This is a genomic window from Streptomyces sp. NPDC059917 (assembly GCF_042730635.1).
In the GTDB taxonomy this organism is placed as follows: domain Bacteria; phylum Actinomycetota; class Actinomycetes; order Streptomycetales; family Streptomycetaceae; genus Streptomyces.
Window position 1 is genome coordinate 99,292 of the sequence record NZ_JBHWLC010000023.1, and the last position, 16,296, is coordinate 115,587.

The 16,296-nt window shown below is 73.5% G+C and carries 15 protein-coding genes (1 of these 15 only partly in view); 10 read left to right on the forward strand and 5 right to left on the reverse strand.

The window, feature by feature from the left end; genetic code table 11:
• Positions 1 to 505, forward strand: the final stretch of a protein-coding gene (locus ACFWAR_RS16155) for a molybdopterin-dependent oxidoreductase (protein ID WP_385777439.1). Its footprint begins 2,486 nt before the window's first position; 505 of the gene's 2,991 nt are visible here — the last part of the coding sequence; its start codon lies beyond the left edge, outside the window; the stop codon is at positions 503 to 505.
• Positions 502 to 1,146, forward strand: coding sequence for a flavin reductase family protein (locus ACFWAR_RS16160; protein WP_385777441.1), 645 nt, complete (start codon positions 502 to 504; stop codon positions 1,144 to 1,146). Before ACFWAR_RS16155 ends, ACFWAR_RS16160 begins: the two co-directional genes overlap by 4 nt.
• A gap of 67 nt (positions 1,147 to 1,213) precedes the next feature.
• Here the strand turns inward: ACFWAR_RS16160 and ACFWAR_RS16165 are convergent, their stop codons facing one another.
• The gene (locus tag ACFWAR_RS16165; protein WP_385777443.1) at positions 1,214 to 2,713 is read right to left on the reverse strand and encodes an MFS transporter; all 1,500 of its coding nucleotides are present in this window, start codon (positions 2,711 to 2,713) and stop codon (positions 1,214 to 1,216) included.
• Between the two features lie 127 nt (positions 2,714 to 2,840).
• Here ACFWAR_RS16165 and ACFWAR_RS16170 point away from each other — a divergent pair, with 127 nt between their 5' ends.
• Positions 2,841 to 3,578 (forward strand): TetR/AcrR family transcriptional regulator, encoded by a 738-nt coding sequence (locus tag ACFWAR_RS16170; RefSeq protein WP_385777445.1) that lies wholly within the window; start codon positions 2,841 to 2,843, stop codon positions 3,576 to 3,578.
• Between the two features lie 60 nt (positions 3,579 to 3,638).
• Here the strand turns inward: ACFWAR_RS16170 and ACFWAR_RS16175 are convergent, their stop codons facing one another.
• Positions 3,639 to 4,535 carry a hypothetical protein gene (locus tag ACFWAR_RS16175; protein WP_385777448.1) on the reverse strand — a complete coding sequence of 299 codons (897 nt, stop codon included), beginning with the start codon at positions 4,533 to 4,535 and terminating at the stop codon, positions 3,639 to 3,641.
• Positions 4,536 to 4,678: 143 nt separating this feature from the next.
• Here ACFWAR_RS16175 and ACFWAR_RS16180 point away from each other — a divergent pair, with 143 nt between their 5' ends.
• Entirely contained in the window at positions 4,679 to 5,173 is a 495-nt protein-coding gene (locus tag ACFWAR_RS16180; protein ID WP_385777450.1) for a GNAT family N-acetyltransferase, read from the forward strand.
• Between the two features lie 21 nt (positions 5,174 to 5,194).
• Here the strand turns inward: ACFWAR_RS16180 and ACFWAR_RS16185 are convergent, their stop codons facing one another.
• Both ACFWAR_RS16185 and ACFWAR_RS16190 read right to left on the reverse strand, forming a co-directional pair.
• Positions 5,195 to 5,626, reverse strand: a complete 432-nt coding sequence (locus ACFWAR_RS16185) for a DUF3291 domain-containing protein (RefSeq protein ID WP_385777452.1) — start codon at positions 5,624 to 5,626, stop codon at positions 5,195 to 5,197.
• A 151-nt stretch (positions 5,627 to 5,777) separates the two neighbouring features.
• Positions 5,778 to 6,320, reverse strand: coding sequence for an EF-hand domain-containing protein (locus ACFWAR_RS16190; RefSeq protein ID WP_385777454.1), 543 nt, complete (start codon positions 6,318 to 6,320; stop codon positions 5,778 to 5,780).
• A gap of 187 nt (positions 6,321 to 6,507) precedes the next feature.
• Here ACFWAR_RS16190 and ACFWAR_RS16195 point away from each other — a divergent pair, with 187 nt between their 5' ends.
• The 5 genes from ACFWAR_RS16195 (at position 6,508) to ACFWAR_RS16215 (ending at position 13,817) form a co-directional block, all read left to right on the forward strand.
• Positions 6,508 to 7,428 carry an alpha/beta fold hydrolase gene (locus ACFWAR_RS16195; RefSeq protein WP_385777456.1) on the forward strand — a complete coding sequence of 307 codons (921 nt, stop codon included), beginning with the start codon at positions 6,508 to 6,510 and terminating at the stop codon, positions 7,426 to 7,428.
• A gap of 236 nt (positions 7,429 to 7,664) precedes the next feature.
• A complete protein-coding gene (locus ACFWAR_RS16200) occupies positions 7,665 to 7,868 on the forward strand; it encodes a cold-shock protein (protein ID WP_328929665.1) in 204 nt (67 codons plus the stop codon).
• Positions 7,869 to 7,980: 112 nt separating this feature from the next.
• Positions 7,981 to 9,075 carry a glutamate--cysteine ligase gene (locus ACFWAR_RS16205; RefSeq protein ID WP_385777458.1) on the forward strand — a complete coding sequence of 365 codons (1,095 nt, stop codon included), beginning with the start codon at positions 7,981 to 7,983 and terminating at the stop codon, positions 9,073 to 9,075.
• A 193-nt stretch (positions 9,076 to 9,268) separates the two neighbouring features.
• Positions 9,269 to 10,525, forward strand: coding sequence for an enoyl-[acyl-carrier-protein] reductase FabV (locus tag ACFWAR_RS16210; RefSeq protein WP_385777460.1), 1,257 nt, complete (start codon positions 9,269 to 9,271; stop codon positions 10,523 to 10,525).
• Between the two features lie 64 nt (positions 10,526 to 10,589).
• Positions 10,590 to 13,817: a collagen binding domain-containing protein gene (locus ACFWAR_RS16215; RefSeq protein ID WP_385777462.1), complete on the forward strand. Its 3,228-nt coding sequence runs from the start codon at positions 10,590 to 10,592 to the stop codon at positions 13,815 to 13,817.
• Positions 13,818 to 13,890: 73 nt separating this feature from the next.
• Here the strand turns inward: ACFWAR_RS16215 and ACFWAR_RS16220 are convergent, their stop codons facing one another.
• Positions 13,891 to 14,994 carry a Dyp-type peroxidase gene (locus ACFWAR_RS16220; protein WP_385777464.1) on the reverse strand — a complete coding sequence of 368 codons (1,104 nt, stop codon included), beginning with the start codon at positions 14,992 to 14,994 and terminating at the stop codon, positions 13,891 to 13,893.
• Between the two features lie 80 nt (positions 14,995 to 15,074).
• Here ACFWAR_RS16220 and ACFWAR_RS16225 point away from each other — a divergent pair.
• Positions 15,075 to 16,296, forward strand: a 1,222-nt coding sequence (locus ACFWAR_RS16225; protein ID WP_385777466.1) for a nitrous oxide reductase family maturation protein NosD, incomplete at its 3' end; no start/stop codon positions are given.

Genomic DNA, 16,296 nt, shown 5'->3' on the forward strand with positions numbered 1-16,296 from the left:
CCCGCCCCACCCCCCCCCCCCCACACCCCCCGCCGGCGGGGGGGGGCCCCCCGGCCCGGGGGGGGGCGCGCGCCCGGGCGGCCGCCCGGGGCCCCCCACCCCAGCTGGTCCGGTACCCGCCCCTTCACCGTCACCGCGATCGGCGCGGAGGGCGCGGGCGTACGCACCCTGGAACTGGCGCCGGTCGACGGCGGAGCCCTGCCCGACTACCGGCCGGGCCAGCACCTCACGGTCCGCGCCGAGGACGCCGCCGGGGGCCTCTCCGAGGAGCGCGGCGCACGCTCGTACTCCCTCACCGGCCCCGCGGTCCAGGCCGACCGTACGGCCTACCACCTGGGCATCCGGCACGTCCCCGACGGAACCTTCTCCGGCTACGTCCACCGGGAGCTGGCGGTGGGGGACAGGCTCCACCTGGCCACCCCCGCCGGTTTGTTCGCGATCCCCACCCACACCCGCCACCCGGTCGTCCTCCTCGCCGGGGGCATCGGCATCACGCCCTTCATGAGCTACCTCGAAACCCTCGCCGCCACGGGCGGCACCGTCCCCGAGGTCGTCCTCCACTACGGCGCGGCCAACTCCGCCGACCACCCGTACCGCGCGCGGCTGCGCGAACTCCAGGCATCGATACCGGCGTTGCGCGTGGTCACGCACTACGCCCAACCCCTCGCGCAGGACCTCCTGGGAAGCGACCACACGGTCACCGGCCACATCACGGCCGACCACATCGACCCCGCCCTCCTGGACGGCCGGGCCCGCTTCTACCTCTGCGGTCCCGCCGCGATGACGGACGCCCTCACCGGGGCGCTGAGGCGGCGGGGCGTCCCCCGCTTCGAGGTCTTCAGCGAGAGGTTCCGCCCCGCCGTCCGCGAGGTGACCGTCCCCGACGACGCCTCCTTCACCGTCCGCTTCGGACGGTCCGGCAAGGAGGTCACCTGGACCAAGAAGGACGGAACGCTGCTGGCCCTCGGGGAGAAGGCCGGGGTGAAGATGGCCAGCGGATGCCGCGTGGGCCAGTGCGAGAGCTGCGTGACCCCCGTCCTCAAGGGTGCGGTCACCCACCTCGTCACGCCGTCCGAGGACCTCCCCGAGGACGACTGCCTCACCTGCCAGTCCGTCCCCGCCGGCGACCTGACCCTGGACGCCTGAGGGCCCGCGACGCACGGCGGCCGGTGCCCCGTCGGGGCACCGGCCGCGTCGCGCCCGGAGCGGCGGATCAGGCGACGAGCTCGCGCTCCTCGGCGGGGGCCGCCGCGGGCCGCGGCCGGACGTCCCGCATGACGACGGCGGCCAGGACGGCGGCGGCGAGGACGCCGATCGCGCTGATGGTGAAGGTGGTCGACATCGAGGTGGTGAAGGCGTCCCGGGCCGCCCGGACCAGAGCGTCGTCGCCCCCGGCCACCGCCAGCGCGCCGCCGATCGAGTGCTTCGCCGCCTCGGGGGCGTCCGCCGGCATCTGCCGGGTGAAGCCGCTGGTCAGGAGTGAACCGAGGATGGCGATGCCGAGGGCCGTACCGGCCTGCTGGATGGTGTCGTTGAGAGCGGAGCCGACCCCGGCCTTGTCCTGCGGGATGGTCCCCATGAGGGCGCCGACCGCCGCGGGCATCGCCAGACCCGCGCCGAGACCGAGCAGGCCGAGGGAGACGGCCGGGACGGTGAAGCCGGAGGTGGCCGACACGGTGGCCAGCAGACCGAAGGCTGCGGCCATGACGACCATGCCGGTCAGCACCAGGAGGCGGTGGCCGACCTTCGCGGCGAGCCCGGCCCCGGCGCCGTTGCCGATGAGCGCGGCGACGGCGAGCGGTACGAACGCGAGCCCGGCCTTCACGGGCGAGTAGCCGAGGACGAACTGCAGGTACTGGGTGAGGACCAGGAGCAGACCGCCGTTGCCGATCTGCACGAGGGTCAGCGAGAGCGAACCACCGCTGAAGTTGCGGTGCTTGAAGAGCGCCAGCGGCACCATCGGCGCGGGGGTGGCGTTCTCCCAGACCACGAACCCGACCAGGGCGACCACCGCGACGCCCAGGGTGACGGCGGAGCGGCCGCCGAAGGCCCCGTGCTGCGGGATCTCGATGATCCACCAGATCAGGGCGGTCATGCCGACCGCCGACAGCACCGCGCCCAGCGGATCGGGCTTCTGCCACGGCCCCTTGGACTCCGGCATGAGGGTGAAGGCGGCGAGGACGGCCAGGGCGACGACCGGGACGTTGATGAAGAAGATCGAGTGCCACGAGAAGTGGTTGATCAGGACGCCGCCGAGCACGGGACTCCCGACCAGCCCCAGCATGGACACCGCGCCCCAGGCGGCCATCGCCCTGCCGCGTTCCTCCTCGTCGAAGACGGTGATGAGGATCGACAGGGTCGAGGGCATGATCAGCGCGCCGCCGACGCCCATCGCGGTGCGTGCGGCGATGACTTCGCCGGGGGTGGTGCAGTAGGTCGCGGCCAGCGAGGCCACCCCGAAGAGCAGCAGGCCGATGACCATGACCTTCCGGCGGCCGAACCGGTCGCCGAGGCTTCCGGCGGTGAGCAGCAGCCCCGCGAAGACCAGGATGTAGGAGTCGAGGATCCACTGCGTGTCCTGGGCGCTCGCCCCGATGTCGGCGGTCATCGAGGGCACGGCGACGGTCAGGGCCATGCTGTCGACGACCAGGACCAGTGTGCTGAGGCAGAGCACGATGAGGATCCACCAACGACGTGGGTTGCGGGTTTCCATGGGACGTCCTTCCGGGCTGAGCACACCGTTCCTTCGATGCGCACACTGTACGCATCGCGGAACAGTGTGCGCAAGGGTCGGGATGTGTACGCTGGATGCGAACGATGTGCGCAGAAGAGGAGTCCTCATGACCGCGGAGAGCGACGCGAACCCGATCCCGTCCGTATGGGCCCGTCAGCGGCGCGAGGTGCAGCAACCCTCGCTGAACCGGGGCGCGATCGTCCGCGAGGCGGTGATCATGCTGGACGCCGAGGGCATCGACGCGCTCAGCATGCGCAAGCTCGGCGCCCGATTGAAGGCGGGCGCGACCTCCTTGTACCGACACGTCGCGACCAAGGAGGAGTTGATGGAACTGGCGGTGGACGAGGTCTGCGCCGAAATCCGCGTCCCGTCACCGCAGCGCGCGCGGGAGGACTGGCGCGCGGCGGTCAGCGAGGCGGCCCTGTCCTTCCGCGGTACGGCCCTGGGCCACCCGTGGTTGGCCTCGGTCCTCGGCCAGGCGGGCCTCGCCTATCTCGGCCCGAACCTCATGTCCTTCTCCGACCGGCTGGCGGCCCTCTTCGACGCCGCCGGATTCCCGGAGCCGAGCCGCGCCATCGACACCGTCCTGGGCTACGTCATCGGCATGAGCACCACCGAGGCGGCCTGGTTGACCACCGTCGCGCGCTCGGGCGAGACCGAAGCCGGTTTCGTCGCCCGCCTCATGCCCGCCGCGCGGGTGGCCGTGGCGGACCGTGAGCACCTCACCGAGGCCTACGCCCCGGTCGAGGGCGTCGACCCCGCCGAGATCCGCGAGGTCAAGTTCGCCTACGGGTTGGAGGTCGTCCTCGACGGCCTGGCGCTGCGGTTGCCGCCGCCCGCGTAGACGCACCACCGCTCCCCGGACGACCGTGGAGGTCGCCGGGGAGCGCCGGGCGCGGTCGGATCAGACCTCTGCGGGAGCGGGGACGGCGGCGCTCCCGCCCGCCGAACCGGTCGCCTCGGTCGCCTCGGTCGCACCGGCCGTCGGGGTCGCCGCGGCCGGCTGTGCCGGTACCCCGGGCCGGGGCGCGGAGTACATGACCGAACCCTGCTTGTTCTCCTTCTCGATGAGCCCCTTCTTGGCGAGGAGCTCCAAGGTGTTGCGCACCACCTGGGTGGAGGCGGGGCGTTCGGGGTGCGCCTGCGCCAGGTCGCTGGCGACCTCGCTGACCATGCGGGGTTCCGCGGCGCTGACGAGGAGGGCCAGGACGAGTTCCCGCCGCGGGGACTCGGTGGCGCCGGTCGCCGCGCTCGCCGCGGGCTCCTTCTCGGCGCTCGCCTTGGTGGCCTTCGTGGCCTTCGCCGTCTTCGCCGCGGGCGCCGCGCTCTTGCGCGCGGGGGCCTTGCGCGGGGCCGCCTTGCGCGCCGTGGCCTTGGCCGGAGCGGCGGCCTTCGCGGGCGCGGCGGTCTCCGCCACGGCGGCGGTCTCCGCGACGGCGGCGGTCTCCGCCACCACGGGGGCCGGGGCGGGGGACTTGGCCTTGGCCGCGGTCTTCCTGGGCCGTGCCGTCTTGGTGCCCGCCGTGCCCGCCGTGGCCTTCTTCGCCGCCGCCCGGGGCCGGGGGACGACCGTGGTGTCGGCGTCCGGAGCGACGGGCACCGGTGCCACCGACGCCGTGGGCAGTGTGCCCTGCATGCCGGAGAGCCAGCCCTCGTCGGACTTCAACTGCTCCAAGCGCGCCCCGAGATCCGTGAGCTGCGCGGTGATGACTTCCTGTTCCTTGCGGTTGACTTCGAGATCTGCGGCGAACCGCTGCGCGTACACGTTGTGGATGGGCGTGCTGTCGGGCTCGTTGGCCATTGCGGCTCACTCTCCTCGTACCTCACGGTGTTGCTGCCAGATGCTATGCGCCATCGGACACCCGCAGTTCCTTCCCCGTAAACTTCGTCGCACTCCTCCGGTCGCCCGCACGCATGTGTGCGGGGGAACGTAGCCTGGCCCGGGTGAAGAAGACCGTGACGTACGTCGAGATGACCGACCGGAGCCGTCTGGCTCCCGGCACACCCGTTCCGGGCATGGCCCTGATCGCCGCCGAAGGGGACCTGCCGTTGGTCTCCGACGTGATGGCCAGGATCGGAGCGCCCTACCAGTGGCGCAGCGCCCGGCGCGGCCCGCAGGAGTGGCGGGCGTGGTTCGTCGAGCACCCGCGGCGCACGTGTTGGCTGCTGACCTTGGCGGACGAGCCGATCGGCGCGGTCTGCTACGACGTCCACCCGGGCGGCGACGTGGAGATCAGGACCTTCGGGTTGCTGCCGGAAAGCACCGGCAAGGGTCTCGGCGGTCATGCGCTCACCCTCGCGATCCGGCAGGGGTGGGACCTGGTCCCGGGGGTGCGCAGGGTGTGGCTGCACACGTCCTCCGCGGACAACCCGAAGGCGTTGCCCAACTACCACCGTCGCGGGTTCCACACCTTCAAGGTCGAGGAGGAGGACTCCTGAGACGGGACCGGACCGGTCGGATCAGCCGGTCGGTTCCCCCTGGGCGTCGCGCTGCGCGTCCTTCGCCGCCTGCTCGTCGATCCGCCGCTCGGCCTCGGCCCAACTGATCGGGAGCTGCGCGGCGTCGGCGTCCCAGAAGACGAAGGTGGAGCCGCTCATCGTGGGGCGCATCGATGTCATGGTGGAGCGGTGCGGCTCCGCCTTGACGAAGGTCGTGAGCTGCTCACGACCCTCCCAGGCGGACAGGGTCTGGAACGTGCGCTTCAGGGGGCGGGCGACGAGCGAGGCGCCGAAGGCCCCCGGGGCCTTGCGGACCTGGCGCCACACCATCAGGGAGTGGAAGAAGAAGCGCGGGACGTCCTTGAAGCTGCGGACCTCGAAGCGCGACGCCATGATCAGCGCGGTCTCATGTCCTGAGGGGGCGTTGGGCACGGTCCAGGGCAGAGTGGGCATGGAGGACTCCTCGATGACGCGCGGCGCTCGCCGGCGATCCAGAGATCATTACAAGCCACGACGCGATCCGCCAGCCGATCGGGCGATGCAACATCATCTGCGAAGTTCCCTTCCGGAAAGGGGAGTTGGGGAGTGCTCGGCGGCGGCTCCCTCACTGTTCGGGGATCCGGCCGCACAGCCAGTTGCCCGGCTCCGCCGGATCGTCACTGATCCAGAACTGCTCCCACAGCGTGGCGAACTCCGCGCGGTCGAGGTGTCCGTCGCCGTTCAGGTCGAGCCGCTCGAAGACGCCCGCGACGTCGACCGGGCGTCCGTTCCACGTCTCGACGAGCCGGTGGTGCTCCTGCGGCGAGATGCGGCCGTCGCCGTTCGCGTCCACCGCGTCGAAGACCGTGTGCGCGGTCGCGGTGACGTCGGCCACCATGGCGGGCAGCCGGTCCACGAGGGACAGCAGCTCGGCCATGTCGACCGCGCCGTCGCCGTTCGCGTCCCCGGCCTCCAGCAGCGCCGCCCACCACCCCATCAGCAGGGCCTCCACCCGCGCCCGCAGCTCCGTACCGGCCCCCACGCGCGGCAGGAGGCTCCACCGGGCGACGAGCGCCCTGAAGTCCCCCTCGCGCAGGTAGCCGTCCCCGTCCGCGTCGAACGCCGCGAACATCCCCCGGAGCTTGCGCTCCTGAAACGCACTGGCCATGAGTGGTCTCCCTCGTCGCCGAACGCATCGTGGACCCGTCGTCCCCCGCCGCGCCCCGGAGCGGCGGGCAGCGCGTCACTCTAGGGCGCGGTGCGCCCGCGTTCCCATCGGCACATGCATGCGAAGGGTCACCCACGGGGCGGCGGGGTGCCGCCGGGCACCGCGGGCGCGGGATACCGTGCCGGTCATGTCGGAACAAAGAGCGCACGGCGTCGGCCCGGCCGGCATCGACATCGCCTACGAACGCTTCGGCGCCCCCGGTGCGCCGCCCGCCGTCCTGATCATGGGAGCGGGAGCGCAGATGATCAACTGGCCGGAAGGGTTCTGCCGGGAGCTGGTCGATCGCGGCCTCCAGGTGATCCGGTTCGACACCCGGGACAGCGGCCGGTCGACGCACTTCCCGGACGCGCCCGTGCCGGACTTCCCGGCGGCCCTGGCGGGAGACCTCTCGACGGCGTCCTACTCGCTCTCCGACCTGGCGGCCGACACCGTCGGCCTGCTCGACGCGCTCGCGCTGACCCAGGTGCACCTCGTCGGATCCTCCATGGGCGGGATGATCGCCCAGATGGTCGCGATCGAGCACCCGGACCGGGTGCGGTCACTGACCTCGATGATGACCACGACCGGGGAACCCGGCGTGGGGGAGGCCGATTTCTCGCTCTTCGCCGGACTGGGAGGGCCGCCGTCGGACCGGGAGGAATTCGTGCGGTGGCAGGTGCGGGCCCTGCGCCTCGCCGCCTCGCCCACCCTCCCCTTCGACGGGGCCGCCGCGGCCGAGCGGGCCGGACGGGTCTTCGACCGCGGCTACGACGCGCTCGGCATGCGGCGCCAGGGCCTCGCGGTGGTGGCCACGGGCGACCGGACCGCGCGGCTGCGGTCCCTGCGCGTGCCCACCCTCGTGGTGCACGGCGCCCGCGACCGCGTGTGCGACGTGAGCGGTGGTCGGGCCACGGCCGCCGCCGTCGCGGGGGCCGAACTCGTGGTCCTGCGGGAGATGGCCCACCACCTGCCGCAGGAGCTGTGGCCCGAGGTCGCCGGCCTGATCGCCGACCACGTCCACCGCGCCGAGGCCGGTGCCGTACGGGCCTCGCGCGGGCCGGGGAACTGACACAGTCGCGACCGCGACGTGGACCCGAGCGATCCGCGCGCCGAGAATCGTCTGCAAGCGGTGATCGTAGCTCTCTGGTGACGGGCGCATTCGCCGTGTAGCTTCTCTTCCAGCTGTCGTGGTTCGCAGTTCCTGCCCGCGCCCTGGCGTGGGCGTTTTGCTGTGCAGTGCCGGACCAGGGCGATCACCTCCGGGTCCGCGCGGTGCGGATCCGACATCGACTGAGAGGCATCATCATGGCCAGCGGAACCGTGAAGTGGTTCAACTCCGAAAAGGGCTTCGGCTTCATCGCGCAGGACGGCGGCGGCCCCGACGTCTTCGCGCACTACTCCAACATCAACTCCACGGGCTACCGTGAGCTGCAGGAGGGCCAGGCCGTGACCTTCGACATCACGCAGGGCCAGAAGGGCCCGCAGGCGGAGAACATCACCGCCGCCTGATCCGCGCGACACCGTCCGCCCGCCCCGGAGTCACGGACCCCGGGGCGGGCGGAGTGCTGTACGGAGCCGCCCGGTAGGAATGATCACGGCGCATCCGGGGTAGCCGCGTCAGGTGATCACCGTCGGCGTCGAAGAGGAGTACGTCCTCCTGGACCCCGCCACGGGGCTGCCCGCACCCCTGGGCGAGGAGGTGCGCCGGGCCGCCGGCCTCGGCGCCGTCGCGGACCCCGACGAGGTGCAGGACGAGCTGCTCCAGGCCCAGGTCGAGGTGGCCACCTCCGTGTGCACGAGCCTGGCGGAGGTCGGGGGCCACCTGCTGCGCCTGCGGCACGCCGTGGCCTCGGCCGCCGAGGACAGCGGCTGCCGGATCGCGGCCACGGGCGCCGCGCCGCTGCGGGGCCCCCTCCCCGTACCCGTGACACCGACGCCGCGCTACCTGCGGATCGGGGGCGCGGCCCGGCAACTGGTCGACGAGCACCTCATCTGCGGGATGCACGTCCACGTGGCGGTTCCCGATCGGCAGACCGGCGTCGCGGTGCTGAACCGGATCCGCGGGTGGCTGCCGACGCTCCTGGCCATGTCCGCCAACTCGCCCGTGTGGGAGGGCCGGGACACCGGGTTCGCGAGCTGGCGCACCATCGTCTTCGGCCGCTGGCCCGTCAGCGGTCCGCCGCCCGCCTTCGCCGACGCCGCCGACTACGAACGGCGCCTGGAGGCCCTGGTCGCCGCCGGGGTGATCGCCGACCGGGGCCAGGTGTACTGGCAGGCCCGGCTCTCCGACCGCTACCCCACCGTCGAGGTGCGCTGCCCGGACGTCCAACTGCGGGCCGACGACGCGGTCATGCTCGCCGGGATCGTCCGCGCCCTGGTCGCCACGGCGATCGCCGAGGAGGAGGCCGGCGCCCCGTCGAGGACGCTGGATCCGGAGCTGCTGCAAGCGGGCACCTGGCACGCCGCCCGGTACGGGCTGAACGGCACGCTGACGGACCCGTACGGGCACCCGCACAGCAGCGGCGACACGTTGTGCTCGCTGCTGCGCCACATCACCCCGGCCCTGGAGGCCGCGGGCGACCTCCGCCAGGTGAGCGCCCTCGTCCACCGCCTCCTGCGCGAAGGCACCCCCGCCGACCGGCAGCGCCGCGCCCTGACCGGAGCGGGCCTGCCGGGACTCGTCGACCTGATCACCGCGGCGGGGGCCGGAGGCTAGCAGCCTCGGGTCCGGCCCGGGCCGGTGATCATTCATACGGGCGGGGCGTGCTCAATGCCGGACCCCACAACGTGGGGGCGGATTCTCCGTAGCCCGCTTGCAGGCGTGAGCGTCCCGCGCCGCCGATACGCTCCCGAAGAGGGCACCTCGAACTCGCACACCCACTCGGCACCAGCGGAACGGACCCCACCCCTTGAGCCTCCGGCAGATCGACCCGAAACAGCGCGGCTTCCTGATCGTGAACTCCCACCCCACCGGCTCCGCCGAGACCGTCGAGCGGATGTGGGAGCGGATCCCGGCCCGCACTGACGGCAGCGCCCCCGTGGTGCTGATCCTGGGCCACAGCGCCGGATACGGCCTCGCCACCCTCCTCACGGGTCTGCGCCAGCACGGGATCCGGGGCATCGGCGTCGCCTACGAAGGCGCCGAGACCGAGCGCCGCACCGCCACCGCCGGTTGGTACCGCACCGCGGCCGCCGCCCGCCTCGTCGAAGAGACCGGCGGCGACTTCCTCTTCGTCAACACCGACGCCTTCTCCGACGAGGCCAAGGCCGAGGTGCTCGACCTGGTCGAGGAACGGTTCGGGCGGGTCGACCACCTGATCTACAGCCTCGCCGCGCCCCGCCGCACCGACCCGGCCACCGGTACCGTCCACCACTCGGTGATCAAGCCGCTCGGGCAGCCCTACCAGGCCCCCGCGCTCGACTTCTCCCAGGCCGCCCCCTCGGTCACCGGCATCCGCCTGGAGCCGGCCACCGAAGCCGAAGCCCTCGACACCGTGCAGGTCATGGGCGGCGCCGACTGGCAGCTGTGGGTCCGGGCGCTCGCCGCGCGCTCGCTGCTCGCCGAGCGCTTCACCACCGCCGCGCTCACCTACATCGGCTCCGAACTGACCGCCCCGGTCTACCGCCAGGGCACCATCGGCGCCGCGAAGCAGCACCTGGAGAACACCGCCGGCGAGCTGAACGAGACGGTCCTGGCGGGCGCGCAGCGCGCCTTCACCGTCGTCGCGGGCGCCGCCGTCACCCAGGCCTCCAGCGCCATCCCCTCCATCGCCCTGTACACCGCCTTCCTCCGCACCGTCCTCGGCGACGGCCTGCGCACCACCGCCCAGCAGGCGGAGGACCTGTGGGACCAGCTCACCGGCACCACGCCGCTCGTCACCGACGAGCAGGGCCGCATCCGGCTCGACGGCTGGGAACTCGACCCGAAGGTCCAGGACCGGGTCCGGGAACTGTGGGCCGACCCGCACGCCGGATTGGCGCGCTCCTCCGAAGGCGCCGCCTGGTTCATGGCCCAGCTGCGCGAGCTGTACGGATGGGGCCTCGACGGCGTGGACTACGGCCGCCCCGACGAGACCACCGTGAGCTGGCCCGTGCCCGCGCCGCGCGACGGCACGGACGTTCGGGTGCTCGCGTGCGGCAAGGGAGTGTCCGCCCAGCACGGCTGACGGGCAATCAGCCCCCGGGAACGCATCCTGTGCCCACAGTCAGTGGATCTCGGAAATGAGGCACATGAGCGTTCCCCTGAGAGTCCCCGGTCGCGGGGCCCGGCGGTGGTGGGGAGGTCTGGCCGTGCTCGTCGCGCTCCCCGCCCTCGCGGCGCCGCCACCCGCCTTCGCGGGTCCGGCCGCCCGGGCGGAGGGCTCGGTCACGGTGACCGTCGTCCGCGACGTCGACTCGGACGGCAGCTGGACCCCGGCCCTGGAGGTCGGCGAACCGGGCATCCCCGTGACGCTCACCGACGCCTCGGGCCGGACCGGCCGCGGCGTCACCGGCGCCGACGGCAAGGTGGTGCTGGCCCCGGGCGCCCTCGGCCTGAGCGGCGGCCGCTACCGGGTCGAGGCCGTCGTCCCGGCCGCCAAGCCGTACCTGCGGCCCGCGCAGGCGGGCGGCCCCGCGCCCGCCCTGTCCTCCCTCGTGGAGTTCGTCGACGTGACGAACGGCGACGCCACCGTGGTCACGGGCGTGCACAACCCCGCCGACTACTGCCAGGCCAACCCGGACCTCGCCACCCCCTGCCACCACCAGAGCGCGCCGGGCCAAGTCGGCACCCGGGCCCTGGTCTCGTGGCCCTACGACCGCACGGGCGACTCCCCGGCGCCGGCCGACGAGACGACGTTCGAGGACATCGGCGCCACCTACGGCCTCGCCCACCGGCGGGACACCGACCAGCTGTTCACCGGTGCGCTGACCAAGCGGCTGATGCCCTACGGACCCGCGGGCCCGGGCGGGATCTACGTCGTCGACCGGGGCAGCAAGAAGACCTCGCTCTTCGCGACCGTCCCCGACGCGGGGGACGCCGAGCACTCGGCCGACCTCACCCGCGACACCATGGAGATCAACAACGCGGTCGGCAAGGAGGGCCTCGGCGACCTCGACCTGGCCGACGACGGCCGCACCCTCTACGCCGTCGGCCTCAAGGCCAAGAGCCTGTACGTCTACGACACGGACGGCGCCGGTCCGGGCAGGGCGCCCGCCGCGCCCCGCCAGGTCATCCCCATCCCCGACCCGGGCTGCCCCGGGGGAGCGGCGGACTGGCGCCCGTACGGACTCGGCGCGCACGACGGAGCCGTGTACGTGGGCGGCACCTGCAGCGCCGAGACCTCGCAGAAGGACGAGGACCTGCGGGCCTTCGTGCTCAAGCTGAACGGCACCGCCTTCGAGAAGGTGATCGAGCACGGGCTGGGCGCCGAGCGCGGCATGGGCTACGCCGCCACCCTGGGCGACACCCACTGGCGCCACTGGCTGCCCACCTGGGACCCGTACGCCTGGTTCAAGCAGGCCAACTTCCCGCAGCCGCTGCTCTCCGACATCGTCTTCGACCGCGACGGATCGATGGTCCTGGGCTTCCGGGACCGGCTCGGCGACCAGGCCGGTTACGAGGCCCTGCCGCCGGAAGGCAGCACCAACGACACCGTGCGGCGCTCCCTCTTCCCCGCGATGGGCGACATCACCCGCGTGTGCAGGACGGTCACCGGATGGGTCTGGGACAGCGAGTCCGACGCCTGCCCCGACCACTTCAAGTCCGGCGCCGCGCCGCCCCAGCAGGACGGCGTCAAGGAGTACTACTACGACGACTCCACGCTGGGCCAGCTCGCCGAATCGCTCCAGGGCGGCCTCGCGTTCGCACCGCGCTTCACTAAGACGGTCTCCACGATCGTCGACCCGCTGACCATCTTCTCCGGCGGGGTGCGCAAGTTCGACAACACCACCGGAGCGGGCTCGGACGACTACCAGGTCGACGGCGGCACCGGCTCCTTCGGCAAGGCGAACGGCCTCGGCGACCTGGAACTGCTCTGTGACGAGGCGCCGGTGCAGATCGGCAACCGCGTCTGGTTCGACCGCGACCGCGACGGGATCCAGGGCCCCACCGAGGAGCCCATCCCCGGCGCCACGGTGACCCTCAAGGACAAGGCCGGAACGGTCCTCGGCACCACCCGGACCAACGGGCGGGGCGAGTACTACTTCCAGGTCGAGCCGCACACGGACTACCAGATCACCTTCGACGTGAAGACGGCCGAGACCGGCGGCATCCCGGAGCAGCCCGCCCCCGCCGACCTGGTGCCGACGGCCAAGGAGCGCGGCCCCGACCGGTCGGTGGACTCCGACCCCGACCCCGCCACCCAGACCGCCTCCCTGCGCACCGGCCGCGCGGGCGCCAACGACCACACGCACGACGCGGGCTACTACATCCCGCCGACCGGCTCGGTGAGCGTCGCCAAGCACGACGCCGGTACCAACCGCCCACTGGCGGGCGCCGTGTTCCAGCTCTGGCGCGAGACCAACGGCCGCCCCGGCCTGCAGAGCGGCGACACCGACGCCGACACCGCGGTCGGCGGCCCCTGCACCACGGGCGCCGACGGGGTGTGCCGGACCGAGAAGCTGCCCCTGGGCTCGTACTACTGGCAGGAGACCCAGGCGCCTCCCGGATACGTCCTCCCCGCACGGCCGGTCAGCGGACCGCACGAACTGACCGTCCAGAACGCGGAGCGGGGCCTCGTCGTCACCGTCGACAACGCACCGCGCACCGGCGCGATCAGCGTCCTGAAGACCGACCACGGGACCAACCGCCCACTGGCGGGCGCCGTGTTCCAGCTGTGGCGCGAGACCAACGGCCGCCCCGGCCTGCAGACGGAGGGCGCCGACGCGGACGACCGCGTGGGCGCCGCCTGCACCACCGGCGGCGACGGTCTGTGTACCCGTACGGGGCTGCCCCTGGGCGGCTACTACTGGCAGGAGACCGCCGCCCCGCACGGCTACCGGCTGCCCGACCCGGCCGTCAGCGGTCCGCACGTGCTGACGGCGCAGGCCTCCGACCAGGCGCTGCGCGTGACCCTCACCAACCAGGCCGTACTCGGCGGGATCGAGGTCCTCAAGAAGGACGCCACCACCGGGCGCCCGCTGCGCGGCGCCGTCTTCGAGCTGTGGCAGGAGACCAACGGCCGGCCCGGTCTGCAGACGTCGGGCACCCCCGCGGACACCAAGGCGGGCCCGGCCTGTGCGACCGACGCCGCGGGGCACTGCGGCTTCGCCGGGCTCGCGCTGGGCACCTACTACCTGCGCGAGACCGCGGTCCCCGAGGGCTACCGGCTCCCGGAGCGCCCGGTCAGCGGCCCGCACACGCTGACCGTCGACAACGCCGGGACCGGGATCCGGCTCACGCTCACCAACGAGCGGGGCGAGCCGGACAAGGGCAAGGGCAAGGGCGGCAAGCACCCGAAGCGCCCCCCGGGCGCCTGACACCCGCCGCCTGACACCCGACCCCCGACACCTGACCCCCGGCCGTCCGCGGCCGGGGGTCAGGCGCGTCACCTCACCCCGCGTCCGGAAGCCGTCCCGCCGGGGGAACGAAGTAGAGCCCCGACCCGAAGGTCTCGGTGAAGGCCCCGAGGGCGTCGGCCGCGGCCAGCCGCCGTTGGACGCGCGCGAAGAGCCGCGGGTCGTTGAGGTAGGCGAGGAACAACAGGCCCCGGTCCTCCGCCCCGTTGTCGTACGCGTACCCGCGGCGCAGCATCCGGGCCCCCGCGTCGTAGCGCGGGTGCGCGAGCCGGACATGGGAGTTGGCCGGCAGCACGTACCGCCCCTCGGGAGTCTTCGCGAACAGGTCGACCTCCTGGCGTTCCGGTCCGCCGCCCAGCGGCCCCCCGCTCTCCCGGCGACGCCCGATCACCTGCTCCTGCCGGGCGACCGGCAGCTCCAGGAACTCCGTGACCTTGAGCCGGATCCGGCGCAGGACCAGGTAGCAGCCGCCCTCGTACGCCCCCCGGGTGATCCACACGGAGCGCTCGGCCTCGCGGGCGTCCGGGTTCGCGGTGCCGTCCTTGAAGCCGAGGAGGTTGCGCGGGGCCTCGCCGGCCGCGGCCGCAGGGACGGTACCCGCCTGGCGCCAGCGCGACCGCAGGCCGGGACCCGCCGCCCCGTCCACGGCCCGGCCCAGCCGCGCGCACTCCTCGGCGGTGGGGGCGCAGAGTTGGACCAGTACGTCCCCGCCGCCCGCCTCCGGGTCGAGGCGATCGCCCGCGAAGGCGGGCAGGCGCAGCGGCTGCGGTGGCGCCGGGGCGCCGCCGGGAGCGTACGGGCGCGGGCCGAAGGCGACCGTGGCGGTGCGCGAGGGGCCGGTGTTCACGCCCTCGCGCGCGAAGAGCCGCACCCAGCGGGCGGCAGCGGTGTCGACGGCGGCCGTGGTGCGGGAGCCGGGCGCGGCGTCGTAGGCGAGCAGCAGCACGTGCCGGGGCTGGGGGTCGACGATCCCGCGCTGTCGGCCGGGGACGGCGCGGGCCGGGCCGGGACCGGATGCGGGGGAGGGGGAGGCGCGGGGGGTGGTGGGGGCGGGTCCGCACCCGCCCGGCGCGAGCGCGGACATACCGACGAGACCGGCGGCGCCCACCGCGCCGACCACGCCGCGACGACTGGGCAAGACCACGACCGCACCCCCGAGTTATCTGACAAATGGGTGGAAATGGCGTCCTGGGCATCCGGGACGATACACCTCTTCCCATGCGATCCCGCCTCCGTGCCCTCCTCCTCGCCACCGCCACCGCCGTGACCGTCCTGGCGGGGGCCGCCGCCTGCACCGCGCCCACCGACGACGCCCCCGGCGACCCCGGCCCCGGCACCCCGCGCGTCCTGCGCGTCCCGGCCCGCTTCCCGACCCTCCAGCAGGCCGTGGACCGGGCCCGCCCCGGCGATCTGGTCCTGGTCGCCCCGGGCGTCTACCACGAGAGCGTCACCCTCTCCACGCCCCGCGTCGTCCTGCGGGGAGCCGACCGGACCGGCACGGTGATCGACGGCGAGTTCCGGCGCGCCAACGGGATCACGGTGACGGGCGCGGGCTCCGCCGTCGAGAACCTGACCGTCAGGAACCACCTGGCGAACGGCCTGTTGATCACCGGAGTCACCGACACCGCCCGCCAGAGCGGCGCCGGTGGCGGCAGGCACTACGAGCGGCTGGACACCCGCGTCCACCCGCCGCTGCGCGGCTTTCGCGCCGCGTACGTCACCGCGCACAACAACGCCCTCTACGGGATCTACGCCTTCGACGCGAGCGACGGCGTCATCGAGCACTCCTACGCCTCCGGACACGCGGACTCGGGGATCTACGTCGGCCAGTGCTCGCCCTGCCGCACCGTCGTCCGCGACAACACCGTCGAGCACAACGCGGTCGGACTCGAAGTCACCAACGCCTCGCAGGACCTGTACTTCCTGGGCAACCGCTCCCGGCGCAACCGCGTCGGGGCGGCCGTGAACTCCAACGACCTGGAGTCCCTCGCCCCGCAGCACGGCGCCGTCTTCGCCGGGAACGCGCTCACCGACAACAACGACGCGGCCAGCCCGGAACAGGCGGACGGCGGCTTCGGCATCGGGATCGGCATCGGCGGCGGCCGCGACAACGTCCTGGAACGCAACCTGATCACCGGCAACCGGCACGCGGGCGTCCTGCTCACCGACGTCCTCGGCTACCCCGTCACCGGGAACAGGACCGGCGCCAACCGGGCCAACGGCAACGGCACCGACCTCGTCCTGACCGCGCCGACCGCCGCCGGGAACTGCTTCGTCGGGAACGGCGAGGCCACCACCTCGCCCGAGGACCTGGCCACCGCGGCCCGGTGCGGCGCACCCGCCGGACCGCTGTCCCCGGGCGCCCGGCCCGCCGCCCCCGCGGCCCCGCCCGGTCTGTCGTTCCGGCGGGTGCCCGCGCCCCCGGCGCAGCCCCCGATGC

Bases quoted from the DNA above. Each gene is read 5' to 3' on its own strand.
- ACFWAR_RS16160 (WP_385777441.1), top strand. From the start codon at position 502: ATGAGCTACCTCGAAACCCTCGCCGCCACGGGCGGCACCGTCCCCGAG.
- ACFWAR_RS16165 (WP_385777443.1), bottom strand. From the start codon at position 2,713: ATGGAAACCCGCAACCCACGTCGTTGGTGGATCCTCATCGTGCTCTGC.
- ACFWAR_RS16170 (WP_385777445.1), top strand. From the start codon at position 2,841: ATGACCGCGGAGAGCGACGCGAACCCGATCCCGTCCGTATGGGCCCGT.
- ACFWAR_RS16175 (WP_385777448.1), bottom strand. From the start codon at position 4,535: ATGGCCAACGAGCCCGACAGCACGCCCATCCACAACGTGTACGCGCAG.
- ACFWAR_RS16185 (WP_385777452.1), bottom strand. From the start codon at position 5,626: ATGCCCACTCTGCCCTGGACCGTGCCCAACGCCCCCTCAGGACATGAG.
- ACFWAR_RS16190 (WP_385777454.1), bottom strand. From the start codon at position 6,320: ATGGCCAGTGCGTTTCAGGAGCGCAAGCTCCGGGGGATGTTCGCGGCG.
- ACFWAR_RS16195 (WP_385777456.1), top strand. From the start codon at position 6,508: ATGTCGGAACAAAGAGCGCACGGCGTCGGCCCGGCCGGCATCGACATC.
- ACFWAR_RS16200 (WP_328929665.1), top strand. From the start codon at position 7,665: ATGGCCAGCGGAACCGTGAAGTGGTTCAACTCCGAAAAGGGCTTCGGC.
- ACFWAR_RS16215 (WP_385777462.1), top strand. From the start codon at position 10,590: ATGAGCGTTCCCCTGAGAGTCCCCGGTCGCGGGGCCCGGCGGTGGTGG.